We start from the raw sequence: 19205 nt of genomic DNA, 5'->3' as shown, positions 1-19205 counted from the left end.
CCGCGCACGGCGTGTCGTCCGGTGGACGGAGCCGTGCGGTACGGAGGCACTCTCCACCCGTACGGGAACGCACCCGGTGTCACACGCATTCCCCGGAGCTGAACGCCCGTGCCCGAGGGGCCCTCGGGGCCGCCCTCAGATCACCTGGCGGAGGTAGAGCGCGCCGCACGTGTGGCAGAAGGGCTGCCCTTCGGGGGTGCCCCAGGCGTCGGGGGTCTGGGTGGCGGCCGCCTCGTCCAGATCGATGCCGCACATGGCCGTGGTCTCGTGGTCACGTGTCATGTGCCAGCACTCGAACCGCGCGCCCGCCTCACGGGGCGAGGCGTCACCCGCGTACTCCGCCCGCATCTCGTACTCCATGGCGTGCCTCCCGGATCCTCCGCGGGTCCTTCATGGGTATGCCGCTGGTCGCTCGTCGTCGGGCCGGCCGGTGCGCGATACGCCCCGATCGACACGAAACACCCTCGGCACGACATTAAGCCCCCGCCCGGGACGGCGCTCCCTTCCCCAGGGATTGCCGGCCGAGGTGCACGCGGCCGACCGGACACGATCGAGGCGGGGCGGACGAGGGCGGCCCGTCACGCGTACAACGCACTGCCCCCTCCGGGCCGTACGACCGGAGGGGGCAGGCGGTTCGGCGGCGGCCCGCGTCGGTCAGGTCCGGGGGCGTGAGGGATCCGGGACCGTGAGGACCAGGGCCGCAAGAACCGGGGCCGGGGCCGGGGCCGCCAGGTCCGTCCGTCGGCGTCGGGACCGCGGCGTCAGTTCTCCCGGCGGCCGTCGACCCGGCGCGGCAGCCCCAGGGGGTTGTCGTCGCGCAGTTCCGGCGGGAGCAGGGCCTCGGGCGTGGACTGGTACGAGACCGGGCGCAGCCAGCGCTCGATCGCCGTGGCGCCGACCGAGGTGGAGGTGGACGTCGTCGCCGGGTACGGCCCGCCGTGGTGCTGGGCGGGTGCGACGGCGACGCCGGTCGGCCAGCCGTTGACCAGGACCCGGCCCGCGAGCGGGGTGACCTCGGCGAGCAGGCCGGCCGCGCCGGAGGCGGCATCGGCGTCGGCGCCGTCCGTCTCCGCGTCGGCGAGGTGGAGCGTGGCCGTCAGGTTGCCCGGCAGGCGCGAGAGCACGGCGCTGATCTCCTCGGCCGAGGAGTAGCGGGCCACGACGGCCACCGGTCCGAAGCACTCCTCCAGCAGCAGGTCGTGCGGGCCCTCCTGGGCGAGCAGTTCGGCCGGCAGGGTCAGGAAGCCCGCGTTGACGGTGTGCTCGCCGTCCGCGCCCGGGGTGACGGGGGCCTCGACCCCGGGCAGCTCGGCCCGTTCCCGTACCCCCGCCGCGAAGGCGTCGCGCATCCGGTGGTCGAGCATGACGCCCGGGCCGGTCTCGCTGAGCGTCGCCGTCAGGGACTTGACCAGCGCGTCGCCCGCCTCACCGGTCGGGGCCAGGACGAAGCCGGGCTTGGTGCAGAACTGGCCGACCCCCATGGACATCGAGCCCGCCAACCCGGCGCCGATCTGCTCGGCGCGCTCGGCGGCGGCGGCCTCGGTGATCACGACCGGGTTGAGGGAGCCCAGCTCGCCGTAGAAGGGAATGGGGGTGGGCCGAGCGGCCGCCGCGTCGTAGAGTGCCCGTCCGCCGCGTACCGAACCGGTGAAGCCGGCCGCTGCCACCAGCGGGTGCTTGACCAGTTCGACGCCCGCCTCGAAGCCGTGCACCACGTTCACCACGTCCGCCGGCAGGCCGGCCTCGACGGCGGCCCGGCGCAGCAGGGAGGCGCACAGTTCGGAGGCGGCGGGGTGGTCCGGGTGCGCCTTGACGACGACGGGGCAGCCGGCCGCGAGGGCGCTGGCGGTGTCGCCGCCGGGGACGGAGAAGGCGAGCGGGAAGTTGCTCGCCGCGTAGACGGCGACCACCCCGAGCGGCAGCTTCATCCGGCGCAGGTCGGGCCAGGGCGGGGTGCGGCCGGCATCGGCGTGGTCGATGTGGATGTCGAGGAAGGCGCCCTCGTCGACGACCTCGGCGAAGGCCCTGAGCTGGGCTGTCGTACGGGCGAGCTCGCCGGTGAGGCGGGCGGCGCCGAGGGCGGTCTCCGCGTCCGCGGCCGCGATGACCTCGTCGCCCGACGCGTCGAGCACATCGGCCGCCGTACGGAGCAGGGCGGCGCGGGCGGAACGGTCGGCGAGCGCCGCGCGCGCGGCGTGCGCGGCGCGCACCGCGCGGTCGATGTCGGCGGCCGTCGCCTCGGCCGCCACCTGCTCGCGCTGCTTCCCCGTGCGGGGGTCGACACTCCAGACTGGTACAGCTGCCACCGCGGCTTCCTTCCCGGCATACGGCCTGACGTACGCACGCCCGACATACGGGCGTACCCACCGAGCCCCCGGGCCGGGGCGTGGAACCGGAGCGTCGCGATCCGGTGCCGCCCTCCGGAGGCGTTCGGTATTCTGAACAGGATTCCCGATAGTGAATCCGTAGGGACTCTATTTCCGCGCGTTCCGTGTGGTCAAGAGTGGTCAAGTGGGCGAGAAGAGGCGAGGGCGATGTCGACTGCGGAAACCGGTGGGGCGCAGGTCAAGTCCGCGGTACGGACGGTTGAACTGCTCGAGTACTTCGCGGGGCGACCCGGCATGCACTCCCTGGCCGCCGTCCAGGAGGCGGTCGGTTACCCCAAGTCCAGCCTGTACATGCTGCTGCGCACGCTGGTCGAGCTGGGCTGGGTGGAGACGGACGCCACGGGCACGCGGTACGGCATCGGTGTCCGCGCCCTCCTCGTCGGCACCTCGTACATCGACGGTGACGAGGTCGTCGCCGCCGCCCGTCCCACGCTGGACCGGCTCGCCGACGACACCAGCGAGACCATCCACCTCGCCCGCCTCGACGGCACGAACATCGTCTACCTCGCCACCCGCCAGTCACAGCACTACCTGCGGCCGTTCACGCGGGTCGGCCGGCGGCTGCCCGCGCACTCCACGTCGCTCGGCAAGGCGCTGCTCGCGACATACAGCGACGAGCAGGTGCGCAAGATGCTCCCGGAGACCCTGCCCGCGCTGACGGAGCACACCCTCACCGACCGGGAGAAGCTGATCGAGGAACTGCGCTCGATCCGCGAACAGGGCATCGCCGTGGACCGCGAGGAGAACACGCTGGGGCTGCGCTGCTTCGGCGTCGCGATTTCCTACCGGACGCCGGCGCGGGACGCGATCAGCTGCTCGGTGCCGGTGGCGCGGCTCACCCCGGGCCACGAACAGATGATCAAGGACGCGCTGTTCGACGCGCGTGACCGCCTGGCGCTCGCGACGCGCCGGCTCTGACGGCTCCGGCCGACGACGTACGGGGCGGGTTTCCTCCCGCCGGGATGAAGAGTTCCTTAAGAAGCCGTTCGAGGGGAACGACGCTTTCGTCCCGTCCGTCCTCTCATCGGGATGAACAAGACGATCAGACACACAGCGGTCATATGTCTGCTCCTGGTGCTCGCCCTGCTGCTCCGGGCGAGCTGGGTACAGACGTATGAGGCCAAGGCGCTCGCGGACAACCCGGACAACCGGCGGAAGATCATGGCGCGGTACGCGCAGCCGCTGGGCGACATCATCGTGGCCGGTTCACCGGTCACGGGTTCCCGGAAGACGCATGGCGGTGACCTCGCGTACGCGCGCACCTACACGGACGGCGACCTGTACGCGCCCGTCACGGGGTACAGCTCGCAGGCCTACGGCTCCACACAGCTGGAAGGCATCTACGCGGATGTGCTCGACGGCACGGACCCCCGGCTGAAGAACCCGCTCTCCGCGCTCACCGGCGAGAGGGCCGAACCCGGCGATGTCCTGACAACGATCGACCCCGCCGTGCAGAAGGCCGGATACCGTGCGCTGGGCGGCAAGAAGGGCGCGGCCGTGGCGCTCGACCCGTCGACCGGCCGGGTCCTCGGGGTGGTCAGCACCCCGTCGTACGACCCCTCGCGCATCAGCGGGACGACGGACGGCGCCGCCTGGCGGCAGCTGACCGGGGCGGCGGGCAAACCGATGACCAACCGGGCGCTGCGGCAGCCGCTCCCGCCGGGTTCGACCTTCAAACTGGTCGTCGCCGCGGCTGCGCTGGAGGACGGGCTGTACGGCTCGGTGGACGAGGCGACCGACAGCCCGGACCCGTACACCCTGCCCGGCACGTCGCGGCCCCTGGGCAACGAGAACGCCTCGGCCCCCTGCGAGAACGCCTCGATCCGCACCGCCCTGCGCTACTCCTGCAACACCGTCTTCGCGAAGATGGCCGTTCGGCTCGGGCAGGACAAGGTGCGGGCCATGGCGGAGAAGTTCGGCTTCGACGACACCGAACAGGACATGCCGGTGCGGGCGTCGCCGAGCGTGTACCCGTCGGGCATGGACGGCGCGCAGACGGCGCTGTCGGGCATCGGCCAGTTCGACGTGACCGCGACACCGCTCCAGATGGCCATGGTCTCCGCCGCGCTGGCCCATGACGGCCTGCTCGCCGCGCCGCACCTGGTTTCCAAGGTGGTGAACGCGAAGGGCGACACCCTGGAGTCCTACCCGGACGGGGACACCAGGCGGATCGTCTCCGCCGCCACGGCCGAACAGTTGCGGAGCGCCATGGTCACGGTCGTGACGGACGGTACGGGCTCGAACGCCCGGATCGACGGCGCCGAGGTGGGCGGCAAGACGGGCACCGCGCAGCACGGCGTGGACAACAGCGGCACGCCGTACGCCTGGTTCACCTCGTACGCGAAGGACTCCGCCACGGGCAAGGAGGTGGCCGTCGCGGTCATGGTCGAGGACTCGGACGCCGCCAGGTCGGAGGTCAGCGGCAATGGCCTGGCGGCACCGATCGCACGGCAGATGATGGCGGCGGCACTGGCGTGAGGACGCTCGTGGGGACTGCCGAGGACGCTCGTGGGAACTGCCGTGGGGGCTGTGCCGGGACTGGCGCGGAGGCGACACGCTTCACCCGCCGATGCCCCCCCAACCCGGTCGAATTCGGTCAACGAAGCGCCATTAACCAACAGAATTCCTTCTCTTTTCTCCTCTGATGAGCAATGCGTGATCGATGGGGGCCACCATCTGCCGCATTAACACAGCGAGCCCTTCTCCCGCTTCTTTTACCGCGTCGAGGGACACTCGTCGCGTTATCCACAGACGTGACCGGGTAGACGCACAGCGGACATCCCCGCTGATTACAATGCGGAAGTCCATGTCTCGCGCCTACGCCCCGCACACAGGCCCGACGCGAGGCAGGCACGCGGGGATGCCGACGAACAAAGGAACGGGGATCTTGCCGAAGGAAGATTTACTGCGCCCGGCCGCAGCGAAAATCAGAACGATCATGTACGACCCCAATCATCTCAGCCTGACGGGACTGTCTTCCATCCTTCAGGAAGAAGCGACCATTCATGTATCGGGCCGCTTCTCCACCGTGGAGAGTTTTATGGAGGCGACAGCCCGTTCCACCGCGAACGTGGCCCTCGTCTGTATCGACAATCTCCCGGCCCCGGGTATCCAGGAGATCATCGGCGGACTGACCGCGCGGAAGGGGAGCCGCGCTCCGCATGTGGCGGCGATGTCCATGTCGGCGACGGAAGCGGCACACCTGGAGGCGCTGAAGGCCGGCGCCCGGGGCGTGATCCTCAAGAGTTACCCGACCCGTCGGCTGGTGCACGCGATCACGACCGTGGCGGACGGTGGGATCGTCCTGCCCAACGCGACGGCGCGGATCCTGTTGGAACGCTTCTCCCCGGAGCGGGCGAACCCGTTCGGTGAGAAGGAGAGCGGGGAACTCGGCCTCACCACCCGGCAGCGGGACGTACTGGCACTGGTGGCCCGTGGACTGTCGAACAGCGAGATCGCCCAGTCCCTGTGCCTGAGCCCGTCGACGGTCAAGACTCATGTGTCCGCCATGCTCCGCAGTCTTGACCTGCGGGACAGGACACAACTCGTCGTCTACGCACACCGCTTCTCGGAATCGAAGCGGGTCCGAGCGGTCCCACCGGCACCGGCGGTGGTGCCAACGGTCCCGGCAGTCTCGACGGTCCCGGCAGTCCCGGCCACCGAGTCGATGGGACAGCGCTGACGGCGACCGCCGTACCGCGCGCATACGCGGTACGGCGGTCGCCGTCGCACCGGAAGCCCGCGCGTTTCACCGAGGGGGGATGTACCACGGCATACGATGCCCGGGGCCGACACCCGGAGCACCTGGAGGATGCCGATGCGGACCGCGCTGACCGTGCTCTCGTCAGTCCTCGGTCTCCTGTTCGTCGTGACGGGTGGGGTCAAGGTGCTGAGGGTCCGCCAGTCGTTGCGGATCCGCGAGCGCCTCGGCGTCCCGCCCCGGTTGTGGCCGGTGATCGGTTGCCTCGAAGCCGCGGGCGGTGCCGGGCTGTTGCTGGGTATCGCGGCTCCGGCCCTCGGCCTGGCCGCTTCCCTCGGTCTCGCCGCGCTGATGACCGGGGCGGTCGCCGCACGGCTGAGGGCCCGTGAGCCGGCGTCGGCGGTCGCGCTCGACGTCACGGTCTTCGCACTCGTCGCCATGCCCCTGGTCCTCCACGCCGCCACCGGATCCTGACGAACGGTTTCTCGCTTGCTCCTGAGCTGTCGTACTCCCGTACTTCTGAGCTCCCGTACTTCTGAACTCCCGAACTCCTGAGCTCCCGAACTCCTGCGTGAAAGGCCCTGCCCGCTCTCCGGTCTGTGCTCCGGACGAGAGCGCCCGGGCAGCACCCGCCCGCTCACACCACGGATTCGTGCGTCACGTCGGCCGTGCCCGTCCGCTGCTCGCCCACCCGTGCGGCCGGGGCGTCGTTCTCCCTGATGCCGTACTTCGCGTAGAACCGGCGGAGCGGACCCGGCGCCCACCAGTTGGCACCTCCGAGGATCTTCATGGTGGCCGGCACCAGCACCATCCGCACCAGCGTGGCGTCCACGAAGATCGCGACGGTCATACCGATACCGATGAGCTTCAGGAAGCTCACTCCCCCGGTGGTGAAGGCCGCCACCACGACGATCAGCAGGAGCGCCGCCGAGGTGATGATTCCTCCCGTGCGCTGCAGCCCGACAACCACCGACCTGGTGTTGTCCCCGCTCTCGTCCCACTCCTCGCGAACCCGGGAGAGCAGGAACACCTCGTAGTCGGTGGCCAGTCCGAAGAGCAGCACAAGGATCAGGACGAGGTTGCTGGCCTCCACCGGCCGTTCGGTGAATCCCAGGACTCCCGCCAGATGGCCGTCCTGAAAGCTCCACACGACGGCCCCGAACGCGGCCCCGATCGACACCAGATTCATCAGCACGGCCTTGATCGGCATCAGCACCGACCCGAACGCGAAGAACAGCATCACCAGGGTCACCCCGACCACGACCAGCGCGAGCCAGGGCAGCCCGTCGGCGATGACCTCCATCTGATCGTTGACCTGGGCCGCCAGGCCCGCGACATGGAGGGTGACGCCGTCCGGCGCGGCCAGTCCGGTCAGGTCCTCGGCCAGTTCCCGGGTGCCGGGGCCCTGTTCTCCGTCCGAGGACCTGACCTGGAGCAGCGTCGCGTCCGCGTGGGCCACGACCGGCGTCACCGACACCACATGGTCCATGTCCTGAACCGTGGTGCTGACGGCTCGCGCCGCTTCCCGGCCGCCGCCGTCCACCATCAGCAGCAGCGTCCCGTCGGAACCTCCGGGGAACTCCTCCTTCAGCCGCTCGGAGACGACCCGGCTCTCCGTTCCCACCGGAAGCACTCGCTCGTCCACGGTCTCGAACGTGGCGTGCAGGAACGGTGCCGCGGCCACGGTCAGCACGGCCAGCACACCGACCAGATACGCGACCGGCCTGCGCATCACGGCGGATCCGACACGGCCCCAGACGCCGTGTTCGTCACCGTCCGGCGCGGTGCGCCGCGCGCCGAGGCGGCCGGGCATCCGCAGGGCGTCGACGCGCTTGCCGAGGACGGCCAGTACGGCCGGCAGGACGACCAGCGCGCTGACGACCGCGACGCCGATCGCCGCACCGCCGCCCAGGGCGATGCCGTGCAGGAAGGGCAGTGGGATGATCAACAGGCCGCTCAGGGCCAGCAGCACCGTCGAGCCGGACACCAGGACGGTCCGCCCGGCGGTGGACATGGTGCGGACGATCGCGGTCCGCTCGTCCGCACCCGCCCTCATCTCCTCGCGGAACCTGCTGATGATGAACAGCGAATAGTCGATCGCGAGACCGAGCCCGATGATCGTGATCACATTGATGGCGAACACCGACACATCGAGTGCATACGTCAGCAGCCTGGTGATCACAAAGCCACCGAGGACCGCCAGAACACCGATCACCAGCGGCATGCAGGCGGCGACCACGCCTCCGAAGATGATCAGCATGAGGATCGTGAGGACCGGGGTCGCGATGATCTCGGCGGTGAGCAGGCCCTCTTCGGTCTTCTCGTTGAATTCGGCGAGTGCCGCCTCCCGGCCGCCGACGAGCGTGGTCGTATCCGGGACCGGGAGAGCCCGTTTGACCTTCTCGTACTGATCGGTCCGTGTCTTCTCGTCGGTGCCGGTCAGGCTGATGGCGGCGAAGGTGGACTGCCCGTCCTCCGACACGAAGGCGGGCGCCTTGGTCGTGAAGTAGGAACGCACCTCGGCGACTTCGGGCCGGCCCGCCAGCTCGGTCAGCGTGTGGGACACCCGCCGGGTGAACTCCGGATCGGCCACGGTGCCTCGGCCGGCCGCCGCGTAGAGCACCACCACATCAGCGCTCTGGCGGCCGAACTCCTGCTCGATTCGGTGATCGGCCTTGGCACTCGGGCCGTTTGTGGGGTAGAAGCCGCCGTCACTCAGCGAGTCGACGGCCCGCGTCCCCCAGACCGCGCCGAAGGCAACGACCCCGATGGCCAGGGCGATCACCAGCCAGCGCATGCGGACGACCAACTCGCCCAGTCGTGCGAACATCTAGCGGTCCCTTTCGAATGACAAGCACACCACCGTCGTCCTGGTAAGCGTGTCGCCAGGACGACGGTGGTGCTCCGGTGAACCGGCGCCGGATCACACCAGCGCCGGTAAGTCGTGCCAGTACGTCCAGCCGGTGACTCAGCGCCGGGTCAGGAGTCCGTCGAGCTCCCGGTCCTCGCCGGCCAGACTCTGCTGGACATCTCCGATGGCCGTCTCATAGGCGGCGATCTGCTCGGAGAGGAAGGCCGCGTCGAACACCCCGTACTGCCGCTTGCCGTCCCGGGCCCTGAGCACCCGGTCGGCCAGCTGCCGTTCGGCCCAGAAGGCGGTGTACTGGTCGAGCTCCGTACCGGTGGACCGGGCCGTGTGCTCCGTCATGGCGGCCAGCATCCCCCAGCAGGCCAGCTCGCCCGTGATGTTCGCCAGAATGTGCCTGTTGCGGCGCGCGGTCCGCGTCACCTTGTCCGAGGCCGGCAGCCCGGCCATGAGGTCGACATACGTGGTACCGAGCAGCTCAAGGGTCGTTCGCGCCCCGTACCGGTCGCCGATCAGCTCGGCCAGTTGCCGCGGATCCTTGGCGATCACGGATCCCATGTAGACGGTGAGAGTCTCGGTGGCACCTTCGAAAATCCGCAGCAGCCGGATGTCCCGGAAGAGCTTCCCCACGACGTTCGTGTCCAGGTAGCCACGGGCGCCGAGGAGTTGGACGGACCAGTCGGCGACCCGGAAGGCCAGCTCGGTCGAGAGGATCTTGCAGGCGGAGAAGAGTTCCGCCGACACCTCGCGCCCCGCGTCCAGTTCCTCGGCAACCTGTCCGACCAGGATCTCCACGGCGCGGGTGGCCGCCAGGCACTCGCTGAGAATCTGCTGCGCGCGCCCGTTGTCGAGGAGCTTGCCCGTGGCCACGCTCCGGCGCGCCGCGAATCGGGCGGAGAGTTGCAGGCAGCGCTTCATCACGCCGACGCAGGCGCCGCCCAGCATGCCGCGCCCTCCGTAGAACGCGCTCTGCGCGACCGCCATCCCCTGTCCCTCCTCCCCCAGCAGCGCGTCCGCCGGGAGCCGGAGGTCCTTGATGTCGATCCTGTTCTGCGGAAAGCCCCGCATGCCGAGCGTCACGGCCTCCGCGCCGGGCACGAATCCGGTGCTGCGGCCTTCCACGAGAAAGGCGGAGAGGCCTTTGGCCCGGCCGTTCTCATCGGTCGTCTTCGTCAGGAGATTCACATGGCCGGCCCACGATCCGAGGCTGATCCAGCATTTGGCGCCGTTCACCACATAGCCGCCGGGCACCGATGTCGCGGTGGTGGAAATCCCCTGCACGTTCGATCCGACGTCGGGCTCGCTGGCCGCGAGCGTGGCCAGGCTCGTCCCCCGCGCCAACTGGGGCAGGACATCGGCCTTCACCCGCTCGTCGGCGAAGGAACGAACCGGGGTCACACCGATCGCGTTGTGCACTCCCACTATCAACGCCAGGTTGGTGTCCATGACGGCGGCCTGGGAGAGCACGCGATAGGTGTCGGCGTGGGTGAGTTCCTGACCGCCGTACTTCCGCTCGATCTGGAGCCCGAACAGACCGGCCTTTCCCAGATCCAGGATCGCTCCCGGAGTCACACAGCGCCGGTCGTCCATCAGCGACGAGTTGACCCTTTCATCGGCGTACTGCCGGATGAACGAGATAAGACCGTCGGCGCGCGCCTCGCTTCCCGAGGATTCATTCTTCGCTTCGCGACCGGTCACGTCGAATAAATCGGCAGGCAAGAGTGCCTGGTCAATGGACATGCGTTTCCCCCGTGCTCAGGTTCGTCGACCATCTGTCATCCGTCGCAATCGACGCCTCGAACCTAACAGCCGGGCAGGAAAGGCATCTTCCCCCGCCGGATCGAATTTCTGATTCATCCCACAGCCGAGCGGCTCGTCCCGGCGCAGGACCCGGCTCAACCACGGGACTACTACCTCAGCGCTAATTCATCTGCTGATCGCCCGTGAGCATGGGGACACGGTACTCGGCGGCACGGTCGCGGCCGCCCAGACCGTGATCCGCGGACCGAACGCGGTGAGTCTCGCGCTCGGCGCGGGCCTGGTCCCGGTCGTCGGCCCCGCCGCCCTGCTGCCGGTGGCGGGGGCGGCGGGGCTGCTCACCGCGCTCGTCCTGGTCTCGCCGGGCCCGTGCCCACTCCGCCGTGTCAGCCGGTGACCGCTCCCGCCAGCTCCGCCGCGACCGCCGCCAGGTCCCCGTCCGAGGCCAGCCCGGCGTGGTACAGGCGCAGCTCCGTCGCGCCCAGTCCCCTCGCCCGCGCCGCGTCACGGGCGAGGGACGAGGGAGCGCCGCCCATGCCGCCGACGACGTTGAAGTTGGCGGCCAGGACGGAGGAGTCCGTGCGGTGGTCGGCGAACGGGGGCAGGACCGTGTCCGCCGCGCCGCCGGTGCACGGCAGTACGACGCCGTCCGCCACCCCGAGGATGTGCGCCGGGTCGACGCCCGCGTTGGCTCCGGTGCGGTACGGCGCCGGGTCGGCGTGCAGCAGCACCTGGAAGCCGGGCCCCGCGGCCGCCCGCACCGCCGCGACCGCCGACTCCTGGAAGGCGCGCGCGACCTGGGAGCGCCAGTCGAGGGTCAGCGCCGCCCGGTCCGCGCCCAGCAGCTTCTCGACGGCGCCCCAGCCGCTTGCCGAGGAGCCGCCGGCCCGCCATACGGGCTCCAGCCCCCGCGTTACGGAGGCGGCCAGTTCGTCCGGGTCGGCGCCGAGGCCCGCGTACCCCTCCCGGCAGGCGGAACAGAAGCACAGCGACATCAGGTACTGCGCCGCGTCCCCGAGGGCGACCCCGGCGGTCTTGTCGTGGGCGTGCAGGTGGGCGAAGCCGTACCAGCCGCAGGATTCCAGCTCGGTGCCGCGCGCCCCGGGCCGTACCGCGGCCTCGGCCGCCAGCTCCACCAGATAGGCGGCGACGGCGGGGCGCGCGATGCAGGGGGCCCAGGGGTAGCGGTCGCCGTACGCGTTGACGACGGAGGTCTCGGGGTGCTCGGCGCCGAGCCGGGAACTGTGCGCCAGGATCACCCAGCTGTGTACGTCGAGACCCGCGGCCGCGAGCTCGGCCGCCGCCTCGCCGTAGGCGTCTCCGGGCGCCCAGTCGCCCGCCGGGTACGGGCGCGGCTCGCGTCCCGCCCAGCGGCCGGCGTCCGGCGGGTACAGAACGGCCGCGTGTTCGGCGGTGACGACGCGGTGGCGCGGATGGCGCGGGGTCAGCGCCCGGGTGGAGTGGTAGGCGGCGGCGAGGGTGACCTGCCGGACGCCGAGGTCCACGATCCGGGCGGCGGCGCCGGGGTCACCGATGACGTCCCAGGGGTAGAGGAAGACGGACGTCCTCACGCGCTCTCCTGCCTTTCCGTCGCGCGGTTCTCCTCCGCGCGGTTCTCCTCCGCGCCGCTTCCCGTCGCGCGGCCGGCCACCAGGGCCCGGCCGCGCTCGATGATGCCGACGAGTTCCTCCAGGTGGGCGGCGGCCGGCTCGGTCAGGGGCGTCCGCACCTCCCCCACGTCGAGCCCGCGCAGCCGGACACCGGCCTTGACGAGCGAGACGGCGTATCCGCGCCCCTTGGCGCGCAGTTCGACCAGGGGACGGTAGAAACCGTCCAGCAGGCGGTCGACGGTCGCGTCGTCGCCGGTGGTCAGGGCCCGGTGGAAAGCACCGGCGATCTCCGGCGCGAAGCAGAAGACGGCGGAGGAGTAGAGCGTGATGCCGATGCCCCGGTAGGCGAGGCCGGTGAGTTCGGCGGTGGGAAGGCCGTTGAAGAAGAGAAAGTCGCGGCCGGGCAGTTCGGTGCGCACGGCGCTCACGATGCGCTGGATCAGTTCCAGGTCGCCGCACCCGTCCTTGAGGCCCACGATGTTCTCCACCCGGGCGAGTTCGACCACGGTCTCGGGGGTGAAGACCACGTTGTCGCGCTGGTAGACGATCACGTCGAGGGTGGTGGCGGCGGCCAGCGCGGCGTAGTGGCGTGACAGTCCCTCCTGCCCCGCGAGAACGAGGTAGGGCGGGAGGGCGAGGAGCCCGTCGGCGCCGGCCTCCTCGGCGATCCGCGCGTACTGGACCGCCAGGGCCGTGCCGTAACCCGCGCCCGCCACGACGGGCACCCGCCCCGCGGTCTCCTCGACGGCGGCGGCCACACAGGCGCCGAACTCCTCCTGGGTCAGGGCGTGGAACTCGCCCGTACCGCAGCAGGCGAAGACCGCGGCGGCGCCCGCGTCCACGCCCTGGCGGACGTGCGCGCGGAAGGCGTCCAGGTCGAGGCCGCCGTCCGGGCCGTACGCGGTGACGGGGAAGAACAGCGGACCGGCCGCTCCACTGAGGCGGGTGGCGAGCGGGGCTGAGGTCACGGGGGTACTCCCTTGGCCTGGTACCGGGCAGTGAGCGGCCGGCACCCAGCGCTCGTGCGCGGCCGCGATGCGTGCACAGCCACGAGGTCGTGCACAGCTATGATCGGCGTCTGCATTTCTGAACAACGTCACGCTAAGGTAGCACTGGTTCACCGTCAACACCGCGCGCCTTCGCCGTCAACACCGCGCGCCTCTTGACGCCCCATCGCCGCAGTCCTTAGCGTGTCCGCGCTTGTGAATCATGTCCACGCTCATGCGCCTGCCCCAGGACATGAAGGACGAGGACACGAGCCGACCCGCGCCGCAGCCGGCACGGTCGGCACCGCGAAACCGCGACACCGCGACACCGCCGATCAGCACCGCCACACCGCCACACCGCCCGAGTCGAGGGGACCCCGCCCATGCCCGCACCCCGTACCGTCCTGCTCACCGGCGCCGCCGGCGGTGTCGGCACCCTGATGCGGGACCTGCTGCCCGCGTACGGTTACGAACTGCGGCTGTTCGACGTCGCGCCGGTCGACGGCGAACCGGACGCCATCACCGCCGATCTCGCGGACAGGGAGGCCCTGCGCGAAGCCGTCCGGGGCGTGGACGCGATCATCCACCTCGCGGGCATCTCACTCGAAGCCTCCTTCGACAAGATCTTGCGCGCCAACATCGAGGGCACGTACAACCTGTACGAGGCGGCGCGCGAGGAGGGCGTACGGCGTACCGTCTTCGCCTCCAGCAACCACGCGGTGGGCTTCACCCCCCGCCCCCAGGGCGACGATCCGCTGATCCCCGTCGACACGCCGCGCCGCCCGGACACCTACTACGGGCTCTCCAAATGCTTCGGAGAGGACCTCGCCCAGCTCTACTGGGACCTGCACGGTCTGGAGACCGTGTCCGTACGGATCGGTTCGTGCTTCCCGGAGCCGACCACGGTCCGCATGCTCTCCGTCTGGATGAGCCCCGAGGACGGCGCCCGGCTCTTCCACGCCGCGCTGACCGCCGAGAACGTCGGCCACACCGTGGTGTACGGCTCTTCCGCCAACACCCGGCTGTGGTGGGACCTGTCGAGCGCGCGGGCGCTGGGCTACGAACCGCGGGACGACTCCGAGGTCTACGCGGCGAAGCTCGTCGCGGAGCAGGGCGAGCTGGACCCCGGGAACCCGGAACACGCGCACCTGGGCGGCGCGTTCACCACGAACCCGCCGCGCTGGCCCCACTGACCGGACATGCCTCTTTTCCGGACAGAAGACCCGGAAAAGCAGACGGGCGAAAGAGGGAATGGTAAGGGAACGGCAAAGCCGACCCGTTCGTTACGCCTGGCATGACAGCTATGACCCCCGGCTCGAATCTCCCCCTGCCCACCGCCCAGGTGACGGTGGACGTCGCCGCACCCGTGCGGCTCGACGTGTCGGGCCTCCTGCTCACCGCCGACGGCAAGGTGCGCTCGGACGACGACTTCATCTTCTACAACCAGCCGAGCGGTCCCGGCGTCAGCCACCGCTCGGGCGGGGGCGCCTCGCCCGACGCGATCACGGTCGACACCGCCGCCGTCCCGGCCGCCATCGAGAAGATCGTCGTGACCGCGAGCCCGGACGCGGCGGGGCAGACCTTCCAGGGCATCGAGCCCACGGCCACCGTCCGCGACCCGGCGGGCGGCGCGATCGCCACGTTCACCCCGCCCGGCCTGGGCGCGGAGACCGCCCTGGTGATCGTGGAGATCTACCGGCGGAACGGGGCGTGGAAGGTCCGCGCGGTCGGCCAGGGGTACGCGAACGGGCTGGCGGGGATCGCCACGGACTTCGGCGTATCGGTCGAGGAGCCCGCACCGGCCCCGGCCCCTCCGGTGGCGGCCCCCGCACCGGCCGCCACCCGGGCGCCCGGCATCACCGACCCGCGGACCTCCGTTCCCCCGGCACCGCCGGCGCCGCCCGCCGCGCCTCCCGCGCCGGCGACCCCGCCCGGAGGCGGCAAGATCAATCTGGACAAGGGCCGGGTCAGCCTCCAGAAGAACCAGACGGTCTCCCTGGTCAAGGGCGGCCGTCCGCTGCTGTCCCAGGTCAAGATGGGCCTCGGCTGGGAGCCGGCGTTCCGTGGCAAGGACATCGACCTCGACGCCTCGGTGATCGCCTACGGGCCGAACCGCAACCACCTGGACAGTTGCTACTTCGGCAAGCTGTCCATCCTCAACGGAGCGATCAAGCACTCCGGTGACAATCTGACGGGCGAGGGCGCGGGCGACGACGAGGTGATCGTCGTGGACCTCGGCAGGCTGCCGGCCGAGGCGACCGGCCTCGTCTTCACGGTCAACTCCTTCTCGGGCCAGAAGTTCACCGAGGTCGCGAAGGCCTACTGCCGGCTGATCGACGCGGCCACGGGCGAGGAACTGGTGCGGTTCGACCTGACCGGCGCCGAGCCGCAGACCGGCGTGATGATGGCCAAACTGATCAGGCAGTTCTCGGGTGAGTGGGAGATGACGGGCATGGGCGAGTTCGTCAAGTCCCGTACGGTACGGGGCATGGTGAAGCCCGCGGGGAAGGCGCTGTGACGTAGCGAGGGGCTGAGGCGGCGGGGCGGCCGGGAACACATCAGCGGTTCGACGGGAGCGGCCGCCCCGAGCGCGTCAGCCGTTCTTGTGCGCGCGCCGCCACGGTCCGGTGATGGCGACCATGATGCCCGGCTCCTGGATGTTCGCGTACAGCGTGCGGCCGTCGGGCGAGAAGACGACACCCGTGAACTCGCTGTCGTTGAGGTCGTTCCGGGCGATCGGGTACGTGCGGCCGCGCTCCGTCGCGCCGAACAGGTGCTGGAGCCCCTCACCGTCCTCCGCGATGACCAGTCCGCCGTACGGGGAGACCGTGATGTTGTCGGGGCCGTCGAAGGCCCCGTCCTTGTCCGGGGCGGGGTTGACGCCCAGCAGCACCTTGAGCGTCAGCGTGCGCCGCCTCGGGTTGTAGAACCACACCTGTCCGTCGTGCGGGGTCCCGGGGCTCTCGTCACGCGCGTAGGAGGAGACGATGTACGCGCCCCCGTCCGCCCACCACATGCCTTCGAGCTTCCTGGCCCGGGTGATGTTCTGGCCGTCGAACTGCTCCCGCACGGCGACGGTCCGCGCGTCCCGGTCGGGAACGTCCACCCAGTCCACGCCGTAGACGGTGCCGGTCCGGGTGGCCCGCGAAAGGTCGTCCACGAACCGGCCACCCGCGTCGTAGCAGCGGGGTGCCTGGAGGACGCCCGCGTCGGCGGCGAGGCGGCGCAGCTGCCGACGGCCGTGCTTGAAGCCGTGCGGCGGAACCCAGCGGTAGAAGAGCCCGTTGGGCTTCGAGTCGTCCTCGGTCAGATAGGCGTGACCGGTACGCGGGTCGATGACCACGGCCTCGTGGTCGAACCGCCCGAACGCCTTGACGGGCCGGGGGTCGCGGTTGGCCTCACGGTCGTAGGGGTCGACCTCGAAGACGTAGCCGTGGTCCTTGGTCATGCCGTTCTGGCCCGCCCGGTCGGAGTTCTCCTCACAGGTGAGCCAGGTGCCCCACGGAGTACGCCCACCGGCGCAGTTGGTGGACGTGCCGGCGATGCCGACCCACTCGGCGGTACGCCCGTCCTGATGCGCCTCGACCACCGTGCAGCCACCGGCGGCGGCCGGGTCGTAGACGAGCCCCTCGGTGAGCGGCACCGGGTGCTCCCAGTCGGCCCTCGGGCCTTTGAGCTCATGGTTGTTCACCAGGAACGTGACACCGCGCGGGCCTTCGAAGGTGGCCGTGCCGTCGTGGTTGGAGGGTGTGTACTCGCCGGAGTCCAGCTTGGTGACACCGCTGTGCGTCACGATCCGGTACGTGAAGCCGGCGGGCAGCGCGAGCACGCCGCGCGGATCGGGGACGAGCGGCCCGTAACCGGGCTCGGGCACGGACCCGCCGACGGCCTCGGGAGTGTCCTGGGCGGCGAGCGCGCCGGGGGCGGTGGCGAGGGCCCCGGCGGCGCCGGTGAGCACGAGGCCCGCGCCGGCGGCGGACCTTCCGGTGAATTCTCTGCGGGTCAGCGTCATGATGCACTCCAAGGGCAGGGACGGGGGCGGCGTCGGGGCGCTCCCCGACGTGTCCCGGTGATGCTCCCGGCCGCGCCTGAACACCGGCTGAACGGTGTCCGAAAGGGAGCGACCTCGTTGCCGTGAAGCGTCGTGGAACAACCGGCAACGGCCCGGGCGGCGCCGTCGCCCCCGCTGCCCCGCGCGGACTCGCCTCGCCCCGGCCCACGGGCCCACGTCGTCGAGGCCGGGCCGAACGGCAGCCACGCCCCCGTCCCGCCTGGCCTGCCCGCACCCCCTGTCCATCGACCCCGCCGATCCCGCCGCGGACAGCGCTACGCGCGGGAGCGGGCCTTGAACGCGGCCTTCCGTGCCTCCTTGGCCGCGCCCCGGTCCCGCAGCAGCCGCCCCATCGCCTCCAGCACCTCCGCCGTCGCCGGGTGCCCCACCCGCCACGCCGCGTCGAAGAAGCCGCCGTGCTGACCGACCAGCCCCTCGACCAGTTCCTGGAGCTCTTCCGGCTCCCCCTCCGCGTGGAGCTGCGCGGCGATCGTGTCGATGGCCAGCCAGAAGATCATCGACTCGGGTGGCGGCGGCACGTCCGTCGCGCCGAGTTCGGCGAGCCAGACCCGCGCCAGCCCGCCCAGCTCGCCGTCGTCCAGAACCTCCCGTACCGCCGTCTCGGCCTCCGGGCCGACGAGCGAGAGTGCCTGCTGGCAGTGGAGGCGGCGCAGCGGTGCCCCCGGGTCGGTGCCGCGCGCGGCGGAGAGCAGGTCGCGCGCGGCCTCGGCGGGGGCCCGTCGGGCCAGCCACTGTTCCGTCTCGGCCCGCGCGGACAGCTCCGGGAAGTACGCGACACCGGCCAGCAGCGCGTGCGCGTCCTTCTCCGCGAGGTCACCGACGAGCGGCGCGTCCGCCCCGGCCTCCAGCAGCCGGGCCCGGATCCCGTAGAGCCCGAGGGGCGTCAGCCGGACCATGCCGTAGCGGGCGATGTCGTCCTCGTCCACCGCGGCCGGCGGGAACGCTCCGGTGTCCCCCGCCCCGCCCGCGCCCCGCGCGGCGTCCGTGACCTCCGGGGCTCCGGCCCCGCCCGTGTACCCGTCCTCCTCCGCGTCCTCCGTCATCAGCGTCTCGTCCACCGGTACGTACGAGACCAGCCCGATGGACTCCAGCAGCCGGAACTGGTCGTCCAGGCGCATCATGGCCTCGGAGACCTGCTCGAGCACATCGTCGGTGGGTTCGCCCATGTCATCGGGCACGATCACGGACGCGGCGAGGACCGGCAGCGGTACGGGCACCTCGGCGCCGCCCCCGTCCGCCGCGGCGAGGAAGTACAGGTTGCCGAGAACACCCTCCAGGAACTCCGCCTCCGCCTCCGGGTCCCAGTCCAGCGACGCGAGGTCGATCTCGCCGTCCTCGCCGATGGCGTCGGCCAGGTCGTCCAGGACCGGTGTGGCGGCGTCCGCGAGGGCCACGTCCAGGGCCTCGGACCACAGCGCCAGGACGTCCTGCGGGGATCCACCGCTGACCACCGGGAGCTGCTCTCCGGGCGTGACCCGGCCCTGGTGGTCCTCGTCCGCCCCGTCCGGCGCCTCCGCCGGCTCCTCGACCTCGACGAGTCCCGTGTCCACGGCCACCCGCCACGCCTCGCTGGCGTACGCCTCGCCCTCGCCCTCCGCCCGCTCGTCGTCGAAGCCCAGCACTTCCGCCGCCGCGGGCAGTTGTTCGTCGGCCAACTCGCCGCCCACGCCCACCCGGGTCCCCGGCCCGGCCCAGCGGGCGAGGCGCACGGCTCGGGCGAGCAGCGGCGCGGCGAGCGCGTCCCGCGCCAGCTCCGCGTCCGAGGGCAGTCGCACCGGCGGCAGGGTGGGGCCGTCTGCTGTCATCGGGGAAGTCTCCTTGCGGTC

The 19205-nt window shown here is 71.2% G+C and carries 15 protein-coding genes; 7 read left to right on the top strand and 8 right to left on the bottom strand.

Features of this window, described 5'->3' with window-relative positions:
• Positions 1-135 precede the first annotated feature (135 nt).
• The gene (locus tag IG02_RS0126580) at positions 136-360 is read right to left on the bottom strand and encodes a hypothetical protein (protein WP_030753243.1); all 225 of its coding nucleotides are present in this window, start codon (positions 358-360) and stop codon (positions 136-138) included.
• A gap of 401 nt (positions 361-761) precedes the next feature.
• Positions 762-2306, bottom strand: a complete 1545-nt coding sequence (locus IG02_RS0126575) for an aldehyde dehydrogenase (NADP(+)) (protein WP_030753240.1) — start codon at positions 2304-2306, stop codon at positions 762-764.
• 228 nt (positions 2307-2534) lie between these two features.
• Between IG02_RS0126575 and IG02_RS0126570 the strand changes: the two genes are divergently transcribed.
• The 4 genes from IG02_RS0126570 to IG02_RS0126555 all read left to right on the top strand — a co-directional run bounded on the left by IG02_RS0126570 (position 2535) and on the right by IG02_RS0126555 (position 6561).
• A complete protein-coding gene (locus tag IG02_RS0126570) occupies positions 2535-3305 on the top strand; it encodes an IclR family transcriptional regulator (RefSeq protein ID WP_030753238.1) in 771 nt (256 codons plus the stop codon).
• Positions 3306-3416: 111 nt separating this feature from the next.
• The gene (locus IG02_RS0126565) at positions 3417-4865 is read left to right on the top strand and encodes a peptidoglycan D,D-transpeptidase FtsI family protein (protein ID WP_030753235.1); all 1449 of its coding nucleotides are present in this window, start codon (positions 3417-3419) and stop codon (positions 4863-4865) included.
• Positions 4866-5325: 460 nt separating this feature from the next.
• A complete protein-coding gene (locus IG02_RS39850) occupies positions 5326-6069 on the top strand; it encodes a response regulator transcription factor (protein WP_158712387.1) in 744 nt (247 codons plus the stop codon).
• 135 nt (positions 6070-6204) lie between these two features.
• Positions 6205-6561, top strand: a complete 357-nt coding sequence (locus IG02_RS0126555; RefSeq protein WP_030753229.1) for a DoxX family protein — start codon at positions 6205-6207, stop codon at positions 6559-6561.
• Positions 6562-6724: 163 nt separating this feature from the next.
• Here the strand turns inward: IG02_RS0126555 and IG02_RS0126550 are convergent, their stop codons facing one another.
• The gene (locus IG02_RS0126550) at positions 6725-8917 is read right to left on the bottom strand and encodes an MMPL family transporter (RefSeq protein WP_063756861.1); all 2193 of its coding nucleotides are present in this window, start codon (positions 8915-8917) and stop codon (positions 6725-6727) included.
• Positions 8918-9055: 138 nt separating this feature from the next.
• Positions 9056-10651, bottom strand: coding sequence for an acyl-CoA dehydrogenase family protein (locus IG02_RS0126545; RefSeq protein WP_051765769.1), 1596 nt, complete (start codon positions 10649-10651; stop codon positions 9056-9058).
• Positions 10652-10967: 316 nt separating this feature from the next.
• Between IG02_RS0126545 and IG02_RS41775 the strand changes: the two genes are divergently transcribed.
• Positions 10968-11108, top strand: a complete 141-nt coding sequence (locus IG02_RS41775; protein ID WP_158712386.1) for a hypothetical protein — start codon at positions 10968-10970, stop codon at positions 11106-11108.
• Here the strand turns inward: IG02_RS41775 and IG02_RS0126535 are convergent.
• Positions 11098-12282, bottom strand: a complete 1185-nt coding sequence (locus IG02_RS0126535) for a hypothetical protein (RefSeq protein ID WP_030753222.1) — start codon at positions 12280-12282, stop codon at positions 11098-11100. The two genes, IG02_RS41775 and IG02_RS0126535, sit on opposite strands and share 11 nt — an antisense overlap.
• A complete protein-coding gene (locus IG02_RS0126530; protein ID WP_030753219.1) occupies positions 12279-13289 on the bottom strand; it encodes a 5-dehydro-4-deoxyglucarate dehydratase in 1011 nt (336 codons plus the stop codon). The genes IG02_RS0126535 and IG02_RS0126530 overlap by 4 nt, the downstream gene beginning before the upstream one ends.
• Before the next feature lie 401 nt (positions 13290-13690).
• Here IG02_RS0126530 and IG02_RS0126525 point away from each other — a divergent pair, with 401 nt between their 5' ends.
• Together IG02_RS0126525 and IG02_RS0126520 are read left to right on the top strand one after the other, a co-directional pair.
• Entirely contained in the window at positions 13691-14500 is an 810-nt protein-coding gene (locus tag IG02_RS0126525) for an NAD-dependent epimerase/dehydratase family protein (RefSeq protein WP_030753215.1), read from the top strand.
• Positions 14501-14610: 110 nt separating this feature from the next.
• A complete protein-coding gene (locus IG02_RS0126520; protein ID WP_030753212.1) occupies positions 14611-15825 on the top strand; it encodes a TerD family protein in 1215 nt (404 codons plus the stop codon).
• A 75-nt stretch (positions 15826-15900) separates the two neighbouring features.
• On the opposite strand, the gene IG02_RS0126515 is transcribed toward IG02_RS0126520, so the two are convergent.
• Together IG02_RS0126515 and IG02_RS0126510 are read right to left on the bottom strand one after the other, a co-directional pair.
• Positions 15901-17319: an alkaline phosphatase PhoX gene (locus IG02_RS0126515; protein WP_030753209.1), complete on the bottom strand. Its 1419-nt coding sequence runs from the start codon at positions 17317-17319 to the stop codon at positions 15901-15903.
• A 314-nt stretch (positions 17320-17633) separates the two neighbouring features.
• Entirely contained in the window at positions 17634-19184 is a 1551-nt protein-coding gene (locus IG02_RS0126510; RefSeq protein WP_030753206.1) for a hypothetical protein, read from the bottom strand.
• Positions 19185-19205 lie beyond the last annotated feature (21 nt).

This window comes from Streptomyces sp. NRRL F-5135 (genome assembly GCF_000719775.1).
Classification (GTDB): Bacteria; Actinomycetota; Actinomycetes; order Streptomycetales; family Streptomycetaceae; genus Streptomyces; species Streptomyces hebeiensis.
Note: the sequence above shows the minus strand (reverse complement) of the source record. Positions and strands in the feature narration are given on the sequence as shown.